A 22,501-nucleotide genomic window follows, 5' to 3' on the forward strand; every position below is an offset into this window, starting at 1 on the left:
AATGCCGCGACCTTAGCTTTACTGAAAGAACATGAAGCTGTCTTTGCTGAGAATTGGCCGGGTTTTGTCGCCGATCCCGAAGTGATTATTGGCACTTGTATTGATAGTTTCCATAAAAACCCGGCACATCAACGTAAATTACTCGATGACCCAAATAATTTACCGTTTAAAACCGATATTCAAATTAAACATTTATCCTTTGAGCTCAATGTCACCGCGATCATGGATGCTAGCGGCGCGTACATAGGCAATGCCCTAGAATGGCAAGATGTCACCGCAGCAAGACAAAACGCTATTGAAGTAGGGCGTTTAACCTCGACCATGGAAGGCATGACGACAAATATAATGATGGCTGATACTCAGGGTAATATTGTCTACGCCAATCCTGCGGTAGTAACCATGTTACGTCGCCGTGAAGCTACATTACGCACGGTTTTACCGTCTTTTAGTGTTGATACCATGGTAGGCACTAACTTTGATACCTTCCATAAAAACCCGGCACATCAACAAAATCTATTAGGTAATCCTAATAACTTACCCTATACCACTGAAATTTCGGTGGCAGGGTTAACCTTTCAACTTATTGCCATGGCTTTACTCGATAACGACGGAAATCATGTTGGCACAGGGGTGCAATGGGTAGATTTAACCGAAGAAAAAGACGCGCAAAGTCAGATAGATAGATTAATTTCAGATGCTATCGCCGGCAAATTAGATAGCCGTATTGATACGGCTGAATATGAAGGCTTTATGAAAGAATTAGGCAATAATATTAATAGTTTGATGGATTCTATAGTTGAACCTATTAATGATGCTATTAATATTGCCACGGCGCTAGCCGAAGGTGATTTAACTCAAACCATGCGCAATGATTACGGTGGTGAATTCCTGGCACTCGCTAATGCGATTAATGGCTCCATTGAAAATATAAGTAATATGGTTGATGAAATACGTAATGCTTCCAATAATGTCTTTGATTCAGCACGCGAAATTGCCGCTGGTAATAATGAGTTAAGTCACCGGACTGAATCTCAAGCTTCTAGCTTAGAAGAAACGGCTTCTGCCATGGAAGAGTTAACCAGTACGGTTCAGCAAAATGCCGAGAACTCGTCAGAAGCAAGTAAGTTATCGAAGTCTGTTATGGAGAAAGCCAGTAATGGCGGCTCTGTGGTTCGAAGTGCTATTGTTGCCATGGGTGATATTAATAAATCGAGCAAAAAAATTGCCGACATTATTAGTGTTATCGATGAAATAGCTTTCCAAACCAATCTACTTGCGCTTAATGCTGCGGTAGAGGCTGCTAGAGCTGGTGAGCAAGGACGAGGCTTTGCTGTTGTTGCCGCGGAAGTGCGAAATTTAGCACAACGCTCAGCAGGGGCAGCGAAAGAAATTAAAGGTTTGATTAACGACAGTGTCGAGGCTGTTGGTCAAGGTACTAAGTTGGTTGATGAAACGGGGAAAACCTTTAGTGAGCTGGTTACTGCCATTGAAGATGTCAGTAGAATGATCAGTGATATTGATAATGCCGGTAAAGAGCAATCTGCTGGGATTAGTGAAGTAAGTGCTGCGGTGAGTCAGATGGATGAAATGACTCAACAAAATGCTGCCTTGGTTGAAGAAGCCTCAGCTTCCAGTAAGTCGATGGAAGAGCAAGCTCAGTTATTATTAGATCAAGTTGCCTTCTTTAATAATGGTGAAACAGTTGAGCAACAACCCGTTGCCGTCCAGCGCCAACAGCGTAGTACACAACCAAGACAACCAAGACAACCAAGACCAGCAAGACAAGCCGCTCCAGCTGCTCCAGCTGCTAGGCAATCAAATTTTAGTCCAGCATCAACTCCTGCTCCCACCGATAGGCGTCCAGCATCAACTCCGGCGACAACTCGCCGGGCCAAACGACCTAGTACACCGGTTGATCAAGAATGGGAAGAGTTCTAGCGGTAAAAATAGGATGGTAAAAGTAGAATACTAACATTGACATGATGGAGAGATATGCAGATGACTGAGCTAAGGAGGAAGAGAACTAATAGGCCAGGTCATCCGCAAGATCGTCGGGTAAATAGAGAACAGGCGATGAAATTGTCTGAAGACGATTTTAAGTTTATTTGTAAGTTTGTATATAAAACAACTGGCATTGTACTAAATGACAGTAAAAGAGAGATGTTATACCGACGATTAACTCGCATAATCAGAGAACGAAAGCTTAACTCCTTCACTGATTATTGTCAGTTATTAAGAGATCACGGCGAGCAAGAAAAAGACTTTTTTATTAATGCGATAACCACAAACCTAACCAGTTTTTTTCGAGAAAATCATCACTTTGAATATCTAACTAGCGAAGTGATTCCCACCTTGATAAAAAACAAAACCGCAAACATAAACGGAAAAAAACAACTTCGAGTATGGTCTTCAGCATGCTCGACCGGAGAAGAACCTTACAGTATTGCCATCACTATACTTGAAGCGCTGAAAAAAGAACTTGCCCAGTGGGATGTGAAAATTCTTGCCACAGACATTGATAGTAATGTGTTAGCGAAAGGCAAAGCAGGAATCTATGATGTTAACCGCATTGAAGAACTGCCACTCAAGCTCAAAAAAAGTTACTTTCTTCAGGGGTCAGGACAAAGTAGTGAAAGTGTTAAAGTACATAAAGATCTAAAAAGCATCATCACTTTTAAGCAACTTAATTTATTACATGACTGGCCAATGAAAGGGCCATTTGATGCTATTTTCTGTCGCAACGTTATCATCTATTTTGATAAAAAAACGCAGCAAGAATTATTTGCCCGCTATTATGAAATGCTAGCGCCAGGTGGCTTACTATTTCTAGGGCACAGTGAGAATTTAGGTAATTATCAACAGTATTTTAGTAATGTTGGTCGGACCATTTTTAGAAAACCCTAATTAGTTAACTAAAGTCTGCTTTAGTGAGGACGTTTTGTGCTACGAAATGATCATCCACAAATAGCTGAATATATGGCGCAGTGTTTGCCTGAATTTATGCAAATTAATCATTATTGGGATAAACAACGAGATATGGTGGTTGCTAAAATTTTACCCGGTGAATTTTACATGACCACTGAGAATGTCGCGATAGCAACAACACTGGGTTCCTGTATTTCAGCCTGTATCTGGGATGAGAAAATTCGTATCGGTGGTATGAATCACTTTATGCTCCCGATCACCAATAAAGAAGCACATCAAGTTAATTGGGGGCAAAGAGATAGAACGACGGATGCGACCCGGTATGGCAACTTCGCTATGGAGCACCTCATCAATACTATTTTAAGGTCGGGAGGTCGTAAAATAAACTTAAAAGCTAAATTGTTTGGTGGCGCAAAAGTACTTAATCAAATGTCTGATGTTGGCCAAAAGAACATTGATTTTGCCTTGTCTTATTTAGACCAAGAAGAGATTGTCATTGAAAGTAGTGACATTGGTGATATTTACCCCAGAAAAGTGATTTTTGAGCCTTGTAGTGGGCGAGTATTTATTAAGCGACTGGATAACTTGCACAATGACACTATTATTCGCCGAGAAAGTGACTATCGCAGTCAAATTAATAAAAAAGAGGTTAGTGGCGATATTGAAATTTTTTAGTGGTTACCGCAGAGGAATTAAATTGTATGGATATAATTAAAGTACTTATTGTTGATGACTCTACTGTTATTCGTAATATCATCAGGGATGCATTAAGCCATAGCCCATATATTAAAGTTGTTGGCGAGGCTGAAGATCCTTTAGTTGCCCGAGAACTAATTAAAAAGTTAAACCCTGATGTATTAACCCTAGATGTAGAAATGCCTAAAATGGACGGTATTACTTTTCTTATTAATTTGATGCGCTTGCGACCTATGCCGGTCATTATGCTGTCGACTCTTACCACTAAAGGCGCTGATATTACCTTACAAGCACTTGAAATTGGAGCGGTAGACTTTATTGCTAAGCCAACTGTTCAAGAGTTACTGGCTCCCCAAGCCAGCTTTAAAGAAGTGCTCATTGACAAAATAACTCAAGCAGTCACCATAGACCAAAAGAATTTTAAGTTATCGGATAACTTAGCCAGTGGTAAAGTAATCAAAGAGAGTGGCAATATATTATCTTTTACTGGTATCAAACGGGCTAATCACCTTGTTGCTATAGGCGCTTCTACAGGTGGCACCGAAGCGATTAAAAAACTTCTTGTCAGCTTACCGAGTAATGCTCCCGCCATTGTCATAACCCAACACATACCTAAAACCTTTAGTTTACGTTTTGCCCAGCGCCTCAATGAACACTGTCAAGTGGAGGTACATGAGGCAACTCATGGTCAAAAAATCAAAGTGGGACATGTTTATATAGCGCCAGGTGATAAACATCTAGAGGTTGTCTATAAAAATGGCGCTTTATTTTGTACTTTAAGTGATGGGGACGAGGTAAATAGGCATAAACCTGCTGTGGATGTTTTGTTCCATTCAATGCTTGATTTTGCCGACAATGTACAAGCTGTTTTGTTAACTGGCATGGGACAAGATGGCGCCAAAGGCATGTTACGGCTAAAAGAATTGGGTTCACGCACTATTATTCAAGATAAAAATTCGAGCTTAATATGGGGTATGCCGGGCAAAGCCCATGCAATATCGGCTCATACTATGCAAGCTCCTTTGCTTGAAGTGACTAAACATCTTCTTGATTACGCCGGTTTAACTCGTGTTGAAATGCAAGATGTCTTAGCTAAAAATTGTGTTGGCGGCGTTTTATGAGAAATTTAAAAAAGGGTTTGTATGCCTCGTGCTTTTTATGTCTGCTGTCATTGACCAGTTACCTCTTTACTGATGATAAAACAATTCTTATGCTGTTATTAGCTATATTACTCATCCTATTGCTCGCTTTAGCGGCTCAAGTTAATAAAATAATCCAACAAGAATGTATGACTACGACTGAGACGGGCATGCCTGTGGTTGATGAGGAACTTATCCATAGCGTTATTTTTGAATTACAACAATTTATTCATCAAGAAATTAATATCGTTGAACAAGAATTAGCGCGGACAAAGAACGTTGTCGCTGATGCCGTAACGGGCATATCGGATAGTTTTAAGAATCTGCAGAGACTAAGTGAAGAGCAGCAGCATATGATCAAAGTACTGATTTCTCATTCTGGCAGGACAGAAGAGGGCGACGGTGTAACATTAGAAAACTTTGTCACTGATTCCAATAAAACCTTAGATGACTTTGTTAGTGTCATTATTAATACCAGTAAGCAAAGCCTGGTAACTATGACTTATACCGATGAAATGGTGTCACAATTTAACCGCATATTTAAGTTGTTGTCTCAGGTAGAAGGCTTAGCAAGTCAAACTAACTTATTGGCCTTAAATGCCGCCATTGAAGCGGCAAGAGCCGGCGAAGCTGGTCGTGGTTTTGCCGTCGTTGCTCATGAAGTACGTTCATTGTCTATCGGCTCAACAGCACTCAATGAGGATATTCGTATTGAAATAAATAAAGCTAAGGGCATCATTGCCAACCTTCGTTCATCCGTTGAAATAATGGCCTCGGCAGATATGACTTCAACCCTTGAAGCAAAGGAGCAGATGTCTGTCATGATGAGTCATGTTGAGCAGGTCAACATTCAAACGGCTAAAAGTGTGGCAGAACTTGCCACCCTAGCACCTCAGATAACTCAAGCAGTAAGCCTTGGTATTCGTTCTTTGCAATTTGAAGACATAACCCGACAGTCATTAGAATCCTTACAACTGAATATCAGTAGTATTCATGAAATAAGTGATGTCTTGGCAATGTTTAATAAAAACACTGATGAAGATATGCACGAACAATTAGTTAAGCTCAAATGTACTTGTCAAAGTGTCTATCAAGCGACTCAAAAAGCAGATAACTCACGGAGTGTATTACAGCTTAATATGGAAGAAGGTGAAGTAGATTTATTTTAACTTGTTTAATTATTTAACTATATAAGGAATGCTGTTATGACCGTTAGCCGTAGAATTTCACCAGATGGAAAAGAACTCGTTATTGCCATTGATGCTCGTTTTGATTTCTCATTACACCAGCTATTTCGTGATGCTTACACCAGTATTACCACTCAAGATTTAAGCTACGTACTTGATTTAAGCAAAACAGAATATATGGACAGTTCCGCTTTGGGTATGATTTTATTACTTAAAGATCATGTACAACTTTATGCGGGACAATTAACTATTTCAAAACCAAGCGAGACCGTAAGGAAAATTTTAGAAATAGCGCAATTTCAACGGCTAATGACGATTGAATAATCTGATACCTTCTTTTTACCGATACCAAGGGTAATATATGCATAAAAATCAAAAACTTGCTTTAGTTGTTGATGATTCAAAAATGCAATGTAAATTGTTAACTGTGTTATTGAATGAGGAAAATTATCAAGTAATTATTGCTAATGATGGTGCTAGTGGTGTGCAAATGTATATTGAACACCAACCAGATCTTGTCTTAATGGATATTAATATGCCTATTATGGACGGTTTTGAAGCGAGCAGGAGAATAAAGAAACTGTCGGGGGAGGGCACACTAGCGCCACTTATATTTATTACCAGCATGGATAGCGAACAAGCCTTTATCGATAGTGTCGAGGCTGGCGGTGATAGTATTTTGGTACGGCCTTTTACGCCTAGGGTTTTCAAGGCAAAAATAAAGTCTATTCAAAGGATTAGTGATTTAGTTGACCAAGTAAAAGGTCTACAACTAGAGCAACAGAAAGATGCTGAGCTTGCTGAAAAAATGATGTCAGGAGTTATTGAAGCGAGAAACTTTGCCTTAGATAAGATTGGTGTTATTAAAAAAGCCGCCACAATTTTTAGCGGTGATATCCAGTTGAGTGCCTTATGTCCTAATGGTGATCTGCATATTTTACTTGGGGATTTCACCGGCCATGGCTTACGGGCATCCATTGGTGCTATTCCAGTCACTGAAACGTTCAGAGCAATGACTAAAAAGGGCTTTTCCCTATTAGAAATAGTCGCTCAATTAAACCGACAAATGTTTACCTTATTACCCGGAGATTTGTTTTTTGCGGCCAGTTTTGCTTGTATTTCAGAGCATGAAAAATCGGCATATATATTTAATGCCGGTTTACCCCATGGCTATTTATTTGATGTCCAGGCAAACATAAAACAACAATTTGTTTCAACACATCCCCCTTTAGGCATTTTACCGAAATTGCTTGCCGATGCTCAGGTCGAAGTGGTGCAAGTTATGGCTAATGACCGCATAGTATTTATCACTGATGGCATTGTTGAAGCCCGTAATCAAGCAGGTGAACTCTTTGGCTTTTCGCGTTTTGAAAAAGCAGCTATGGATGGCATAGGCAAAAAAATGCTAGTAAACACGGTTTTGAATAGCCTTGATGATTTTTGCCAGAACTGCGCCCAAGAAGATGATATTTCATTGGTCGATGTTCCCTGTAGTGGCTGGCAACAAATTAAATTGAGTAATAAAGTAACAATACCTGAAGGTTTTACCGAAGAGGATAACTATTTTTCTACCGTGAAAAATTTATTACCCACTTGGTCTTATCACTTACATTTAACGGGAGAGTTACTCAAAAAGGTTAATCCAATCCCGTTAGTTATGAATCAAATTAATGATTTAGAAGGCGCTGGTGAGCATTGGCAAAGTTTATATACTATATTAACAGAGCTGTTTATTAATGCCCTAGATCATGGGGTACTCGAGTTGAACTCCTCATTAAAAAATTCAGCGGAAGGTTTCAGTCAATATTTTAAAGAGCGAGCAAACAGGCTAGAGATGTTGGGGAATGGTGATATTCAAGGCTCTGAAGATTTTGTTGGCATTACCCTTAAATACTTTCCCCTGACTAAAGGTGGCAAGATGATAATAAATATTAAAGACAGTGGCCAAGGGTTTGATATTTTGGATGTTATGAAAGATAACAGCATGGCCATGAATGACGGTTTAAAGTTAAGTGGTCGAGGGGTGGAGTTAGTCAATCAACTTTGTGACACCTTGGATTATCAAGAGCAAGGTACTTTAGTGATAGCCAGTTATATTTGGCACGACTAAGTAGCGTTAAGTATCATAAAAGGATAGTAAGATGGTGAAACATAATTTATTAATTATTGATGATGATATTGACTACTTAAAGTTATTGGCTGAAAGTTTAGAAGATTCTTTCGAGGTGAAATGTGCCCATAACCTATCGGCAGCTCAAGATTTACTAAAAGAAAATATCAAATTTGATATCGCTTTAGTTGATGAAAATATTGGCAATGAGAAAGGCTCTGCTTGGATTAAATCCCAGCAAGGGCATGAAAATTCGCCAACCTCATTTGTACTTTATTCAGGTATGGCTACTGAAGAGGCAATATTAAAAGGCTTAGAGTGCGGCGCCGATGATTTTTTAGCAAAACCATTTTCCTTATTAGCCCTTAATTCAAAGCTTGAGAAACTGATTGAATATCAAGATAAAATACATGATTTTGAAGATGAAATTAAATCAAAAAATAATGTCATCAATGTCTCAATGGCGCAAGCATCAAAATATGGCAGTTGTATGCAATTGACCTCTAAACTCAATCATTGTTTTTCTTATGAGCAAATTAGAGATGAAGTCTTTTCATATTTTAATCGTATGGATTTGCATGGTTGTATTGCTTTTTATCCAATTAATGATAAACCTAGTTTCTATAGTGCTCAAAAAGGTGTGTGCTCACCGGTCGAAATTGAAGTAATGGAGCTGTTGAAGTTTAAATCACGTCTTTATCGCTTTGGCTCAAGAACCATATTCAATCATACCTTGGTATCATTATTTATTCTTAACCTTGAAAATGACACGGTTGATACTGACATATTTATTGATGCTTTAGCCTCAGTTATCGAATGTATTGGTTCTAGAATTGCCTTCATTACCTATAAAAATTCACTGGTTAGTGTGCAAGAACAAATAAAGACCGCGGTGAGTACAACTAAAAAAATGGTGGAAATATCTAAACATCATCAACAAGAAGTAATGAATGAAATAGTGCAAAAGATGGGTACTAGCTTCCATATTTTAGATATGACCCAAGAGCAAGAAGATTACCTTATGGATTTAGTGCATGGAGCGCTAAAAAAACATAGCCAAGATGATATAAATTTTCTAGAAGTTACCCAGTTACTTGATCAAGCTTTATTTAGTATTGATCAACTGCAACAATTAAATACCGAGAATGACCAAATTGATAATACTTATGATTTTGATGATGAGGATGAACTATTTTGAGCTCACAATCACACGAATTAACACACAAGGTATTAACGGGCATTGATGAGGCCTATTGGCAATGGGATCTTGTTAATGAAAGCATTTTTTATTCCGCCCAGTTAATGAAAATACTGGGCTATGAAAATAAAGAGAAAATAGGCACAAGTGTTATATGGGAAAAACATTTGGATCGTAATACGCTAGAGGATGTGCATAGCAAAATACAACAACATTTAAAGGGCGAAATAGATCGTATTGATATTACTATACCGATTGTAAACCACCAAGGTCATAAGTTATGGTTACATGCGGTTGGTAAAGTTGTTGAACATATTGATGGCAGAGCTAGTTTAATGTTTGGCACAGTAAAAGATGTTACTGAAACCAAGAACATGATAGTTCAATTAAAAAAACAAAATGATTGGTTAATGTTAGCCGAGCGTATCAGCAATTCTGGTCATTGGCGCTTTGATATCCAATCAGCAACACTCGATTGGTCGGCAGAAGTATTTCGTATTCATGGGCTAACGAATAAATCGATAGTACCCACTTTTGATAAAGCGGTTGATGTACTTTTAGCCAAAGATAGAGCAAAGTTTCGCACTAGTTTTCATAATGCTATTCACCAACAGCAGCCTTTTTATCTCAAAACAGCGCTTACGCAACCGTCGGGAAAAAAAATCAAAGTGGAAGTCATTGCCGAAGTAGAACGTGATAGTAATGGCGTTGCCCTTGCCGTTTTCGGCGTTTATAAGGACATCACTCGCAGTGAAGATTTATTTGAAAAGTTAAAGCTTTTGGCTATGGTAAATTTTACCATAAAAGTACCGATCTTCTTTATTGATGATAATGATAATGTTGTTTATCAAGATATCTCTCCTCATCATGATGGCATCAGTGGCGTGCTTTTTAATTATATAAATTTTAGCATTACTGAATATATGGAGTTTAAAAAGCTCGCTAAAGAACAAGGTCAAATAAAAGAGAATAACGTTAGCTTTGATAAATACACCACGGTGTTTGATTTATCAGTTACCTATGAGGCCGATGAAGGTATTTATATTTGGATAGTGGAGAATGTAACAGATAAGTTTCGGACAGAGCAGCAACAAGTGATCTCTAATCGTTTAGCTTTGTTAGGTAATACCTTTGGTAATGTCTCCCATGATATTAATAATGTATTAGGCGTGGCGCTTGGTGCTATTGAAATGTTGGAGATAAAGTTTTCCCGGGGCGAAGATATTTCTGATTATATCGACAGAGTCAAAAATGCCATAGATAAAGGTAAAGATGTTACTGAGCGTTTATTGGCATTTACGCGGCGGCCTACCGTGAAAGTTGTTAGCTTTGATCCTATACAAGACATTTTCGATAATCAATATTTATTTAAACAGTTATTGCTAAGCACTATCAAGATTACTTTTAACTTTAAACCTATGCACTGTTTAATCAACTTCCCTCAGGGTGAGTTTATTAATATTTTATTAAACTTAGTACTGAATGCTCAAGATGCTATTCAAGAAAAAGGACTTAGTGGTCACATTGAGATTTCAGCAAACTTACTGGATAATAATCGTTTAGAAATTCATGTAAAAGATAGCGGTATTGGTATAGAAAAAGAAAATTTAACCAAGATATTTGATCCATTTTATAGCTCTAAATCTGTTAATAAAGGTAATGGTATTGGTTTGGCAAATGTATATAGTACTATGTATAAACATAATGGCTTGATTCAGGTGGAAGGGTATGGAGCCCTTGGTGGCGCTCATTTTACCCTAGTATTTAAATGCAAAGTATTAATAGAAAAGTTTTTAGCCAAGGAGCCTAAATCAAACTCGTTACGTTATAAAAATACCAACATTTTAGTGCTTGATGATGAGGTTAGTATTGCGGAGTTTGTGGCATTGTTTCTGGAGAGTAAAGGGGCAAACGTTGTTGTCGCCAATAATAAAAAAGAACTGATAGACAGAATTAATTCGGATATTGGCTTTGATATCTTTATCACGGATATGATTTTACCTGACTTATCAGGTAAAGAAGCGGTTAATTTGGTGATGGAAAAGTTCCCTGATATTAATGTGTTTTCTATTAGTGGCTACATAGCCATTGAAGATAGAAGCTGGGATTATCCGGTCCTTAGAAAACCTTTTAATTCGAAGGAATTAGCTGAATTTTTAGCGATGTGATTTAAAACTTATTGTCGGGTGAATGCTAAATGATCTTAGATAAAGCATATAGAATACTTGTAGTTGATGATGCCAAAGATACTCAGTTACTATTAGAGTTTGATCTTGGTACTGCCGGCTATCAGGTCACAAGCTGTGATAGTGGCGAAGAGTCATTGGTTTTTTTAGATACCTTGGCAATAGACCTTATTTTACTCGATATGTATATGCCGGGCCTTTCCGGCTTAGAAACGTTAGCAAAAATTAAAGCTCAACCAAAAAGTGCTCAAATTCCTGTGATTATGTTATCCGCCTCAACAGATGAAGATGAAGTGGTTGCTTCTTTAGAGCTTGGCGCAGGGGATTATGTGATCAAACCTTATGTCGCTAAAGTGCTGCTTGCGCGCATTAGGACTGCCATAAGATTAAAAGAAAAGACCGCTCAACTTGAATATTTAGCTAAAACAGACTTTCTTACCAATTTGAATAATCGTGGCAGTTTTTTTGGACTAAGTAGTAAAGCCATAAGTTTAGCTAATAGAGCAGAGCAACCATTAGTCGTAGCAATGTTTGATATTGATTTTTTTAAAAAAGTTAATGATAATTTCGGTCATGATGCGGGCGATCAAGTATTGCGCGCTTTTGGTCAAAGCATGACCGAGGTATTTAGAGATTATGATATTGTTGGTCGAATTGGCGGTGAAGAATTTGCTGTCTGTTTGCCTAATACCAGTAGTGGCGATGCCTATATTGCTTGCGAGAGGTTACGGCAACAAGTTGAGCAGCTTAGTATCAACATCACTCATGCGGATAGTAAAAAGACAGAAATAAAAATTACTGTCAGTGTTGGCCTAGTCCTAGCTGACGATGATTACTTAACCATTGATGAATTATTAAAACAAGCGGATAGTGCGCTATATTTTGCGAAAGAAAATGGCCGTAATCAAGTTATTGATGTTGCCTCACTGACTAATCTGGTCGACATCGACGATGATCCCATTAGAGCCAGCTTAATGGCTACTGATAATGTTTTATCCGTCACTGTTGGCAATGCTATTGTTCTTAATTATGATGGTATTGACTTTGAAGTAGGCGTTAATAATGTCTTAGGTGATGAAAACTTATTTAAAGAAATTTTAGTGATGTTTTATCAAGATCACCATCTTGATGCTCAGAAGTTACAAAGTGCCATACAAGAGCAAGATATTGCTAGCGCTAAACATATAGCTCATACCTTAAAAGGCGTTGCTGGTTCAGTGGGTGCTATGGCTTTGTTTGAAGCAACAAAAGCCCTAGATATCGCTATCAATGATAATCAGCAAGATGATTTTGATGGCTTGTTTTCCCTGCTTTCTCCAGAGCTCAGCCGGGTGATGAAGGGCATAGAATTACACTTGGATGTTAGCTAGGCATTTACTAGACATTATCAAGACAGGCGCTACTCGTCTATTGCAATGCTAATGTCGGTGACAGGAACACAGCAGCAGGGTAAGATTTCATTTTCACCGACAAAAGCTAAGGGTTCCCCTAAGGGATAGTTAATTTCGCCGGTAACTAAAGTTACCCGACATGCACCACAAAAGCCATCACGGCAATGATAATGTACTTCGATGTTGGCAGACTCTAAACAGTCGAGTAAAGTTTGTTCGTTATTTTCAAAAGGAACAACTTTACCCTGAACGGTAATTTTAGGCTGCAATTTGATGATGTCCTTCATGTTTTGACTGGTATTTTTTACTTTCATATTCATGCAACCAGCCTAAATTAAGGCTAGTATCACCATCATTTTATCTCTATAAGTCAAAACCGTCAAAATCAGCAACATCAACAGAAGAGTCAACTTGACCAACTAAATAGCTCGATATTTCGGTCTCTTGAGGAGCAACCTGCACGTTATCACTAACAAGGTAAGCACTCATCCAAGGTAAGGGGTTACTTTTTATATCGAAAGGTGCCTCATAGCCAATGGCAGTTAAGCGTTGATTTGAAATATATTCGATATATTGGTTCAGTATTTCAGCGTTAAGGCCAATCATTGAGCCATCTTTAAACAAATATTGTGCCCATTCTTTTTCTTGTTCGACCACCTCTAAGAATATTTGCAAACCCTCATCGCGCATATCTTCACAAATAATCTTCATTTCAGGATCATCGTTTCCTGATTTCCAATTATTTAGAATATGTTGAGTACCTGTTAAATGTAGTGCTTCATCGCGGGCTATCAATTTAATGATTTTAGCATTGCCTTCAAGCAACTCACGCTCGGCAAAAGCAAAAGAACAAGCAAAACTAACGTAAAAGCGAACAGCTTCTAAGGCATTAAGAGAGCACACGGCTAAGTATAAACGTTCTTTTAACTTTCGAGTGCTAACTTCAATTGTTTTCCCCTCAACCTCATAACTACCTTCACCTTGAGATTGCAATAACTGAGTGGTCAAAATGACATCATCAAAATACTTAGCAATGCTAGTTGCGCGTTTTAAAATTGCTGGGTTAACAATGATGTCATCGAATACTTCACTGGGGTTGGTGAATAAGTTTCGTAAAATATGAGTATAAGAGCGAGAGTGAATTGTCTCACTGAAGGCCCACGTTTCCACCCAGGTTTCTACTTCAGGTAAAGAAACTAACGGCAAAAACACGGCATTAACAGAGCGTGCTGCCATTGAGTCTAATAATATTTGGTACTTTAAATTAGAAATGAAAATATGTTTTTCAGAGTCGGTTAATCCCTGCCAGTCGGCTCTGTCTTTAGAGACATCAACTTCTTCAGGGCGCCAAAAAAATGAAAGTTGTTTTTCAATTAATTTCTCAAAAGCCATATAACGTTGTTGATCATAACGAGATATATTGACGTTATTGCCTAAAAACATGGGCTCTAATAACGCATTATTTGGAGTTTGGTTAAACGTGGTATACGTCATGAATCTTATTCCTTTGGAGTACTACTAGCCTTATTGCTCTTAGGCTAGTAGTAACGAGAGCCCAGTATTTAGCTAGGCTCTTTTTTATGTATAAATGGTAAGCTGAGTAAGTTTTTCTTACAAATTAAATCTTACAAGCGCCGTCAGCACAACTATCATCTTCTAGCTCAATATTATCACTAGCACCATCTCGGGTATTATGATAATACAAGGTTTTAATGCCTAGTTTATACGCGGTTAAAATGTCTTTTAGAATTTGTTTTACTGGTACTTTACCACCTTCAAACTTAGCAGGGTCGTAATTAGTATTGGCTGAAATAGCTTGGTCGACAAATTTTTGCATTATGCCTACTAATTCCAAGTAACCTTGGTTATTAGGAATATTCCACAATAACTCGTAGTTATCTTTAAGTCTTTCATACTCAGGCACTACTTGTTTCAATACCCCGTCTTTACTCGCTTTAATACTGATTAAACCACGTGGTGGTTCAATGCCATTGGTCGCATTAGATATTTGTGATGACGTTTCAGAGGGCATTAACGCGGAAACAGTTGAGTTTCTTACACCGTATTTTTTAATGCTTGCTCGTAAACTTTCCCAATCTAAATGTAATGGCTCACCCGTAATATCATCAATGGTCTTTTTATACGTATCAATGGGTAATATACCTTGGCTTAAGCGAGTTTCATCAAATTTAGGACAAGCACCTCGCTCTTTCGCTAATTCATTGGACGCTTTTAATAAATAAAACTGAATAGCTTCAAACGTACGATGGGTTAGATTATTCGCGCTACCATTGGAATAATAAAGACCGTTTTTTGCGAGGTAATAAGCATAATTGATAACACCTATACCAAGTGTTCTGCGTGCCATACTGGCACTTTTTGCGGCAGCAAGCGGGTAGTCTTGGTAATCAAGTAAACTATCTAAGGCACGAACCGCTAGATCGGCTAAACCCTCTAATTCATCTAATGAATCGATAGCGCCTAGGTTAAATGCCGACAGTGTACAAAGAGCCACTTCACCCTCTTCATCGTTAATGTCATTCATGGGTTTAGTCGGTAAGGCAATTTCTAAACACAAGTTACTTTGACGAATCGGGGCTTTGCTGGGATCGAACGGACTGTGAGTATTACAGTGGTCGACATTTTGTAAGTAGATACGACCTGTGCTGGCACGTTCTTGAGCAAACAAGGTAAATAACTCTATCGCTTTAATACGTTTTTTACGGATAGAATCATCATTTTCATATTGTACATAAAGTTGTTCGAATTTTTCTTGGTCTTCAAAAAATGCATCGTAAAGGCCAGGTACATCACTGGGACTAAATAAGGTAATAACCCCCCCTTTAATGAGGCGTTGATACATTAATTTATTAAATTGCACGCCATAGTCTAAATGACGAACACGGTTTTCTTCGACCCCACGGTTATTTTTTAACACCAGTAAACTTTCTACTTCTAAATGCCACAAGGGATAGAAGAGGGTTGCAGCACCGCCACGGACACCACCTTGTGAACAACTTTTTACTGCGGTTTGAAAGTGTTTGTAAAAGGGAATGCAACCGGTATGAAATGCTTCACCGTTTCGTATAGTGCTCCCTAAGGCACGAATTCTTCCCGCATTAACACCAATACCAGCACGTTGAGAAACATATTTCACAATGGCACTAGAGGTAGCATTAATTGAGTCTAAACTATCACCACATTCGATTAATACACAAGATGAAAATTGGCGGGTAGGTGTGCGTACGCCAGCCATAATAGGTGTCGGTAATGAAATTTTGAAGGTTGAGATAGCATGATAGAATTTTTCTACATACTGTAATCGTGTTTCACTTGGATATTTAGCAAATAAACAGGCAGCAACTAACAAATAAAGAAATTGTGCGCTCTCGTAAATTTCACCGGTAACACGGTTTTGGACTAAGTATTTACCTTCAAGCTGTTTTACCGCGGCATAACTAAAGGCTAGATCACGACTATGATCTAAAAACTTTTCCATATGCTCAAAGTCATCTTGAGTGTAATCGGTTAATAAGTGTTGATCATATTTCCCTGCTTGCACCATTTTAACAACGTGGGTGTAAAGCGCCGGCGGTTCAAATTGACCATAGGCTTTTTTACGCAAATGAAATACTGCTAACCTTGCCGAAAGGTATTGATAATCAGGTGTTTCTTCTGAAATAAGATCCGCGGCAGATTTTATAATGGTTTCGTGAATATCTTCAGTCTTTATGCCATCATAAAATTGAATATGAGATTTGAGCTCTACATGAGAAACAGAGACTTTTTCAAGTCCTTCCGCGGCCCAAGCAATAACACGGTGAATTTTTTCAAGGTCAATGGCTTCTTTCTCGCCATTTCGTTTGGTTACAAAGAGGTTGTTATTCATGAAGTACCTGTAAAGAGATTATTGTGATTGCTTATTTATCGTCCCTAATAAAAAGGGTCTAAAACTTCCCTAATAAAAAATCCCACACTCGTTTTAGCAAATAGCAGCCTAAAAACGAAGTATTTTAAAATAACGACTGAGCAGCAAATGCACAATATCTAGGGTTTTTTATAATTTCAAACACAAGATAATGGGGTTTGAGCTGTTTTGCAAGTGATAAAACACGTTCATCGTTGCCATTTTTATTTCCAAAAAACCAGGGTTAGTGTTGACTAACCTAGCAAGACTATTTCATTTTGGAATTTACCAAAAGCAACGATTATTTTAGTTATTTTAGTCTGCACTCAATTTCATAAATTATTTTTAGTAAAAATATCTGCTCGCTATAATGATTTAGTATAACGGATTTAATGTGTATTAATAACAATGACTTATGAATTAATGGCAACAGCAGATTAATGTTTAAACAACTTGGCTATTAATACAACACTCTTATTCCTTACGTTAAGCACTAGCATTCTTTAATTTAGCTAGGTCTATCGCTTGCTATCAAAGCTTACGACAACAGATAATATAATTAACATCAAGAGAGTCTATCAGTTTGTGATTGCCCGTTAACGGATTGTAGTGAATGCCACTGGCATCAATACACTTTAAGCCATGTAATGCTGCCCAGCTAATGAGTTGTGAAGGGCGAATGAATTTATCATGGTCATGGGTACCGTCGGGAACAATTTTCAAGATTTTTTCTGCGGCAACTATGGCCAGTAAATATGACTTAATACCCTTATTTAGCGTTGAAAAGAACACCAAACCACCCGGTTTGACTAATGTCGCACACGCTTGCACCACGGAAGCAGGGTCAGGCACATGTTCAAGCATTTCCATACAGGTAACCACATCAAACGTTTCACTACATGCTAGCGCCTTTTCTTCTGCGGTAATCTTCTGATAATCTATGGATAAACTGGTTTCTAGTGCATGTAATTTAGCAACATTTAAGGGTTCCATGCCCATATCTATCCCGGTGACTTTAGCACCTAACTTTGTTAATGATTCAGATAAGATGCCACCTCCGCAACCTACATCGATGACTTGCTTATCATACAAGCCATTATTTGCTTGAGTGTCGTTATCTAGCCAGGCAATATGTTGACATATAAATTGTACTCTTAATGGGTTGATTTGATGTAAGGGTTTAAAGTCTCCATTTAAATCCCACCATTGACTGGCAATTTTATTAAATTTTGCAATTTCATCTTCATTTACGTTAAGCGGTTTGGTTGACATAGTATTTTAAGCTTCAAGTTAACTTTTCATTATTTTATTCTAAACCAAAGTTATTTTGAAACAAAGGGTATAGATCAAATCAAGGCTATTTTGTTGTTTTTTTAAACTGATTATAACCCCTTAAAAATGCTTTAAATAAAGCGGTATGGCATCAAACATTTTTATGCTAGTATGCTGCGTTGATTACTATTGTTAGTGTCTATTAGATAACAATAAAATCTTTAAAATAGCGTTTTTCAAGACGCTAATAATTAGCCTCGCTATATTAGATGTTTTGTTAAGCAAAAGAATTAGTTAAGGGATACCATCGATTTATGTCCGATCTGGCCAAACAAATAGTTCAAGTTAATATTGAAGATGAACTAAAAACCTCCTATTTAGATTATGCCATGAGCGTAATAGTTGGGCGTGCATTGCCTGATGTTCGTGATGGCTTAAAACCTGTACATCGCCGCGTCTTATTCGCCATGGATGTCTTAGGTAATGATTGGAACAAAGCGTATAAGAAATCAGCCCGTGTGGTTGGTGATGTTATTGGTAAGTATCACCCCCATGGTGATACGGCTGTTTACGATACCATCGTTCGTATGGCGCAACCATTCTCATTACGTTACATGCTGATAGACGGGCAGGGTAACTTTGGTTCTGTTGATGGTGATAGTGCCGCGGCAATGCGTTATACCGAAATCCGTATGTCTAAAATTGCCCATTCTATTTTAGCTGATTTAGAGAAAGAAACCGTTGATTTTGTGCCTAACTATGATGGCACTGAATTTATCCCCGTGGTTATGCCAACGCGTGTGCCTAACTTGTTAGTCAATGGTAGTAGTGGTATTGCGGTAGGTATGGCAACCAATATCCCGCCACATAACTTGACTGAAGTCATCAATGGCTGTTTAGCGCTTATTGAAAACAGTGAAATATCATTTGAACAGTTATTAGAAATTATCCCAGGACCTGACTTTCCAACAGCAGGTATTATCAGTGGCCGTGCGGGTATCGAAGAAGCCTATCGTACGGGTCGTGGTAAAATAAAGATTCGTGCTCGCGCCAGCATTGAAGTGCACGAAACTACGGGTAAAGAAACCATTATTGTCCATGAATTACCGTATCAAGTAAATAAAGCACGTCTCATTGAAAAAATGGCCGAGCTAGTGAAAGATAAACGTCTTGAGGGTGTTTCAGCTTTGCGTGATGAGTCGGATAAAGACGGCATGCGCATGGTTATCGAAATCAAACGTGGCGAAGTCGGTGAAGTTGTTTTAAATAACTTATTTAAACTCACACAGATGCAGGTCTCTTTTGGTTTTAATATGGTGGCGTTAACTAACGGTCAACCAAAATTATTTAACATTAAAGAGATGCTTGAAGAGTTTGTTTTACATCGCCGTGAAGTGGTTACTCGTAGAACAATTTTTGAATTAAAGAAAGCACGCGAACGTGCTCATATCTTAGAAGGCTTATCGATTGCCTTAATAAATATTGACCCGATCATTGAATTAATTAAAAATTCAAGCAATAGAAAAGATTCCGAAGAAAAACTGATTGCCCAAGGTTGGGCATTAGGTGCTGTTGCCGATATGCTTAGCGCGTCAGGCAATGATGCCGCACGCCCTGAGTGGTTAGAAGCAGAATACGGTATTCGTGAGGGTTTATATTATTTAACCGCAGAACAAGCAAAAGCCATCGTGGACTTGCAGTTATATAAATTGTCGGGCATGGAACACGAAAAGATTTTAAGCGAGTACAAATCGCTATTAGAGCTAATTGCGCAATTACTGCATATTTTGACTACGCCATCACGTTTAATGGAAATTATTTGTGAAGAGCTTATTGCTATTCGTGAAGAATTTGGCGATGAACGTCGAACTGAAATCACTGACGCTTCCCATGATTTATCGTTAGAAGATTTAATCACTGAAGAAGATGTTGTCGTGACCTTATCTCACGAAGGTTATGTTAAGTACCAAATATTAAGTGATTACGAAGCTCAGCGTCGTGGTGGTAAAGGCAAAGCGGCAACTAAGATGAAGGAAGAAGACTTCATCGAACGTTTATTAGTGGCGAATACCCATGACACCATCTTATGTTTCTCAAATCGTGGTAAATTATATTGGTTGAAAGTTTACCAATTACCGTTAGCAAGCCGTACTGCCAGAGGTAGACCGATTGTAAACATCTTACCATTAGAAAGTAATGAACGTATTACTGCTATTTTACCCGTGCGTGAATATGAAGATGATAAATTTATCATTATGGCCACTGCTTCGGGCACCGTTAAGAAAACACCATTGAAGGCTTATTCAAATCAACGTGCCAATGGCATCATTGCTTTGAACTTGCGTGATGACGATACCTTAATTGGTGTTGATATTACTAACGGTGAAAGCGATATAATGCTTTTCTCTGATGCAGGTAAAGTGGTGCGTTTCAATGAGAAAGCTCGTGATAGTGAAACAGGTGCAGTTAAAATTGATCCTGAAACTGGCGAAGAAATACTAGCCTTACGCTCCATTGGTCGTACCGGTACAGGTGTTCGTGGTATTCGACTTGACGGTGATCAAAAAGTTGTTTCGCTTATTGTGCCTAAAAATAATGGTGCCATTCTAACCATTACCGAAAATGGTTTTGGTAAGCGTACTGAATTAGCAGAATATCCAGCGAAAAGTAGAGCGACGAAAGGTGTTGTTTCTATTAAAGTCAGCGAACGTAATGGTAAAGTTGTTGGCGCAGTGCAAGTTGAAGAACTTGATGAAATTATGCTAATTACTGATAATGGTACTCTAGTTCGTACCCGCGTTAATGAAGTGAGCGTTATCGGCCGCAATACTCAAGGGGTACGTCTGATTCGTACAGCAGAGAATGAGCATGTGGTTGCACTACAACGTATTGATGAAATTGAGGAGCCCGAACACGTTGAAGAAGTTGCTGAGGGTGACGAGATAGTCGAAACGAGTGCCGAGCCCAATTCTGAAAACAGTCCAGAGCATAGCGCTCAGCAGGATAGTGCAGATAGCACACAAGACGAAAAACAAGACGACAAACAAGAGTAATTGTCGTAGTAACAATGACAAGGGCGGCTAATAACCGCCTTTTTTAATGTGATTTTATTAATAAAAAATAATATTTAAGATACCATACCCGTTACCATTCAAGATGCATGTTTCAGAGTGCTTAAGTCATTTCAATTCAAGGTGTAGTGATGAAATAATGGTTGTGCCATTATAAGTTACAGCAACGATGAAGTGATGTTGCTCAAACGCTTCTTCGATGGGGTTTAAAGTGACTTTAACGGGCATAGTTAACATGATTAGGAATGATAATGTCTAAAGTTTTTAATTTTTGTGCTGGACCGGCCATGTTACCGACAGCGGTAATGGCAAAAGCACAGCAAGAATTTGTTAATTGGCAAGACACAGGATGCTCTGTGATGGAACTCAGTCACCGTAGTGATATTTATATCGCTATGGCTAAAAAAGCAGAAGCAGACTTGCGTGAGTTGATGTCTATTCCTGATAATTACCAAGTATTGTTTTGCCATGGTGGTGGACGAGGACAATTTTCTGCGGTACCACTTAACTTGTTACCTCAGGGTAAGTCTGCGGATTACATTGTCTCAGGCTCTTGGTCAAAAGCGGCGGCGGTTGAAGCCAAAAACTTTGGTGACATTAATACCATTAATATCAACCAAGACAATGATATCAGCTTGAGCCTTTTAGCCAGTTCAGACTGGCCACTTAACCCCGATGCCGCTTATGTCCATTACTGTCCCAATGAAACCGTTAATGGTCTTGAAATTAATACTATTCCAGAAACACATGGTGTGCCTTTAGTCGCTGATATGTCATCAACTATTTTATCCCATGAAGTGGATGTCAGTAAGTTTGCTTTAATTTACGCAGGGGCACAAAAAAACATTGGTCCATCTGGTTTAACCATTGTTATTATTCGAGAAGATTTACTTGGTCATGCACAAATAGCAACGCCATGTATTATGAATTATAAAACATCTGCCGATCATAATTCTATGTATAACACGCCGCCAACGTATGCTTGGTATCTTGCCGGTTTGGTCTTTCAGTGGCTCAAAGAGTTAGGTGGGGTAAAGGCAATGGCTAAAGTAAATAAAGTTAAAGCTGAGCTATTGTATCAAGCTATCGATAAAAGTGACTTCTACCTTAATCACATAGAAAGCCAGTATCGTAGCAAGATGAATATTCCTTTTTGGCTAAAAGATGACAGCTTAAATGATAAGTTTTTAAGTGAATCTGAAGCTGCGGGTTTAATGGCGCTAGAAGGCCATAGAATGGTTGGCGGTATGCGGGCAAGCATTTATAACGCCATGCCACTGGCAGGTGTGCAAGCCCTTGTTGCCTTTATGGCAAAGTTTGAGCAAGAAAATAAAAGTTAGTGGCTCTTACTTAACAATAAAACAAAGAAAAATTATTTTTAACACTTTCTAGAACAATATTATTAATAGTTGGAATATC

16 protein-coding genes are annotated in these 22,501 nt (G+C 38.3%); 12 read left to right on the forward strand and 4 right to left on the reverse strand.

The window, feature by feature from the left end; translation table 11 throughout:
- From MTCD1_RS11720 to MTCD1_RS11765, 10 genes are all read left to right on the forward strand, one after another.
- On the forward strand, positions 1-1,938 hold a 1,938-nt coding region (locus MTCD1_RS11720; RefSeq protein ID WP_143760115.1), incomplete at its 5' end, for a methyl-accepting chemotaxis protein.
- A 135-nt stretch (positions 1,939-2,073) separates the two neighbouring features.
- Complete coding sequence (locus MTCD1_RS11725) at positions 2,074-2,904, forward strand: CheR family methyltransferase (protein ID WP_057181102.1); 831 nt, start codon at positions 2,074-2,076, stop codon at positions 2,902-2,904.
- A gap of 36 nt (positions 2,905-2,940) precedes the next feature.
- Positions 2,941-3,600 carry a chemoreceptor glutamine deamidase CheD gene (gene cheD, locus MTCD1_RS11730; RefSeq protein ID WP_231733033.1) on the forward strand — a complete coding sequence of 220 codons (660 nt, stop codon included), beginning with the start codon at positions 2,941-2,943 and terminating at the stop codon, positions 3,598-3,600.
- Positions 3,601-3,632: 32 nt separating this feature from the next.
- On the forward strand, positions 3,633-4,742 hold the full coding sequence (locus MTCD1_RS11735) for a protein-glutamate methylesterase/protein-glutamine glutaminase (RefSeq protein WP_057181338.1): 1,110 nt from the start codon (positions 3,633-3,635) through the stop codon (positions 4,740-4,742).
- Positions 4,739-5,929, forward strand: a complete 1,191-nt coding sequence (locus tag MTCD1_RS21235; protein ID WP_057181100.1) for a methyl-accepting chemotaxis protein — start codon at positions 4,739-4,741, stop codon at positions 5,927-5,929. Before MTCD1_RS11735 ends, MTCD1_RS21235 begins: the two co-directional genes overlap by 4 nt.
- A gap of 36 nt (positions 5,930-5,965) precedes the next feature.
- Entirely contained in the window at positions 5,966-6,271 is a 306-nt protein-coding gene (locus tag MTCD1_RS11745) for an STAS domain-containing protein (RefSeq protein ID WP_057181099.1), read from the forward strand.
- A gap of 37 nt (positions 6,272-6,308) precedes the next feature.
- Positions 6,309-8,057, forward strand: a complete 1,749-nt coding sequence (locus MTCD1_RS11750; protein ID WP_057181098.1) for an ATP-binding SpoIIE family protein phosphatase — start codon at positions 6,309-6,311, stop codon at positions 8,055-8,057.
- Positions 8,058-8,088: 31 nt separating this feature from the next.
- Positions 8,089-9,255, forward strand: a complete 1,167-nt coding sequence (locus MTCD1_RS11755; RefSeq protein ID WP_057181097.1) for a response regulator transcription factor — start codon at positions 8,089-8,091, stop codon at positions 9,253-9,255.
- The gene (locus MTCD1_RS11760; protein WP_057181096.1) at positions 9,252-11,423 is read left to right on the forward strand and encodes an ATP-binding protein; all 2,172 of its coding nucleotides are present in this window, start codon (positions 9,252-9,254) and stop codon (positions 11,421-11,423) included. Before MTCD1_RS11755 ends, MTCD1_RS11760 begins: the two co-directional genes overlap by 4 nt.
- A gap of 29 nt (positions 11,424-11,452) precedes the next feature.
- A complete protein-coding gene (locus tag MTCD1_RS11765; protein WP_057181095.1) occupies positions 11,453-12,811 on the forward strand; it encodes a diguanylate cyclase in 1,359 nt (452 codons plus the stop codon).
- Positions 12,812-12,840: 29 nt separating this feature from the next.
- On the opposite strand, the gene yfaE is transcribed toward MTCD1_RS11765, so the two are convergent.
- The 4 genes from yfaE to ubiG form a co-directional block, all read right to left on the reverse strand.
- The gene (gene yfaE, locus MTCD1_RS11770; protein ID WP_082606499.1) at positions 12,841-13,152 is read right to left on the reverse strand and encodes a class I ribonucleotide reductase maintenance protein YfaE; all 312 of its coding nucleotides are present in this window, start codon (positions 13,150-13,152) and stop codon (positions 12,841-12,843) included.
- A 43-nt stretch (positions 13,153-13,195) separates the two neighbouring features.
- The gene (nrdB, locus tag MTCD1_RS11775) at positions 13,196-14,326 is read right to left on the reverse strand and encodes a class Ia ribonucleoside-diphosphate reductase subunit beta (protein ID WP_057181094.1); all 1,131 of its coding nucleotides are present in this window, start codon (positions 14,324-14,326) and stop codon (positions 13,196-13,198) included.
- Positions 14,327-14,450: 124 nt separating this feature from the next.
- Positions 14,451-16,721, reverse strand: coding sequence for a class 1a ribonucleoside-diphosphate reductase subunit alpha (nrdA, locus tag MTCD1_RS11780; RefSeq protein WP_057181093.1), 2,271 nt, complete (start codon positions 16,719-16,721; stop codon positions 14,451-14,453).
- 549 nt (positions 16,722-17,270) lie between these two features.
- Entirely contained in the window at positions 17,271-18,011 is a 741-nt protein-coding gene (gene ubiG / locus MTCD1_RS11785) for a bifunctional 2-polyprenyl-6-hydroxyphenol methylase/3-demethylubiquinol 3-O-methyltransferase UbiG (RefSeq protein ID WP_057181092.1), read from the reverse strand.
- 314 nt (positions 18,012-18,325) lie between these two features.
- Between ubiG and gyrA the strand changes: the two genes are divergently transcribed.
- Together gyrA and serC are read left to right on the forward strand one after the other, a co-directional pair.
- Complete coding sequence (gyrA, locus tag MTCD1_RS11790; RefSeq protein WP_057181091.1) at positions 18,326-21,064, forward strand: DNA topoisomerase (ATP-hydrolyzing) subunit A; 2,739 nt, start codon at positions 18,326-18,328, stop codon at positions 21,062-21,064.
- A gap of 269 nt (positions 21,065-21,333) precedes the next feature.
- Positions 21,334-22,422: a 3-phosphoserine/phosphohydroxythreonine transaminase gene (gene serC / locus MTCD1_RS11795; RefSeq protein WP_057181090.1), complete on the forward strand. Its 1,089-nt coding sequence runs from the start codon at positions 21,334-21,336 to the stop codon at positions 22,420-22,422.
- The last annotated feature ends 79 nt before the right edge of the window (positions 22,423-22,501 follow it).

The sequence above is a fragment of the Colwellia marinimaniae genome (genome assembly GCF_002207865.1).
GTDB classification, from domain to species: Bacteria; Pseudomonadota; Gammaproteobacteria; order Enterobacterales; family Alteromonadaceae; genus Colwellia; species Colwellia marinimaniae.

What these genes read in the sequence shown, in the direction of transcription:
- MTCD1_RS11725 (WP_057181102.1), top strand. Translation starts at nt 2,074, where the DNA reads ATGAAATTGTCTGAAGACGATTTTAAGTTTATTTGTAAGTTTGTATAT.
- MTCD1_RS21235 (WP_057181100.1), top strand. Translation starts at nt 4,739, where the DNA reads ATGAGAAATTTAAAAAAGGGTTTGTATGCCTCGTGCTTTTTATGTCTG.
- MTCD1_RS11745 (WP_057181099.1), top strand. Translation starts at nt 5,966, where the DNA reads ATGACCGTTAGCCGTAGAATTTCACCAGATGGAAAAGAACTCGTTATT.
- MTCD1_RS11750 (WP_057181098.1), top strand. Translation starts at nt 6,309, where the DNA reads ATGCATAAAAATCAAAAACTTGCTTTAGTTGTTGATGATTCAAAAATG.
- MTCD1_RS11755 (WP_057181097.1), top strand. Translation starts at nt 8,089, where the DNA reads ATGGTGAAACATAATTTATTAATTATTGATGATGATATTGACTACTTA.
- MTCD1_RS11765 (WP_057181095.1), top strand. Translation starts at nt 11,453, where the DNA reads ATGATCTTAGATAAAGCATATAGAATACTTGTAGTTGATGATGCCAAA.
- yfaE (WP_082606499.1), bottom strand. Translation starts at nt 13,152, where the DNA reads ATGAATATGAAAGTAAAAAATACCAGTCAAAACATGAAGGACATCATC.
- nrdB (WP_057181094.1), bottom strand. Translation starts at nt 14,326, where the DNA reads ATGACGTATACCACGTTTAACCAAACTCCAAATAATGCGTTATTAGAG.
- nrdA (WP_057181093.1), bottom strand. Translation starts at nt 16,721, where the DNA reads ATGAATAACAACCTCTTTGTAACCAAACGAAATGGCGAGAAAGAAGCC.
- ubiG (WP_057181092.1), bottom strand. Translation starts at nt 18,011, where the DNA reads ATGTCAACCAAACCGCTTAACGTAAATGAAGATGAAATTGCAAAATTT.
- gyrA (WP_057181091.1), top strand. Translation starts at nt 18,326, where the DNA reads ATGTCCGATCTGGCCAAACAAATAGTTCAAGTTAATATTGAAGATGAA.
- serC (WP_057181090.1), top strand. Translation starts at nt 21,334, where the DNA reads ATGTCTAAAGTTTTTAATTTTTGTGCTGGACCGGCCATGTTACCGACA.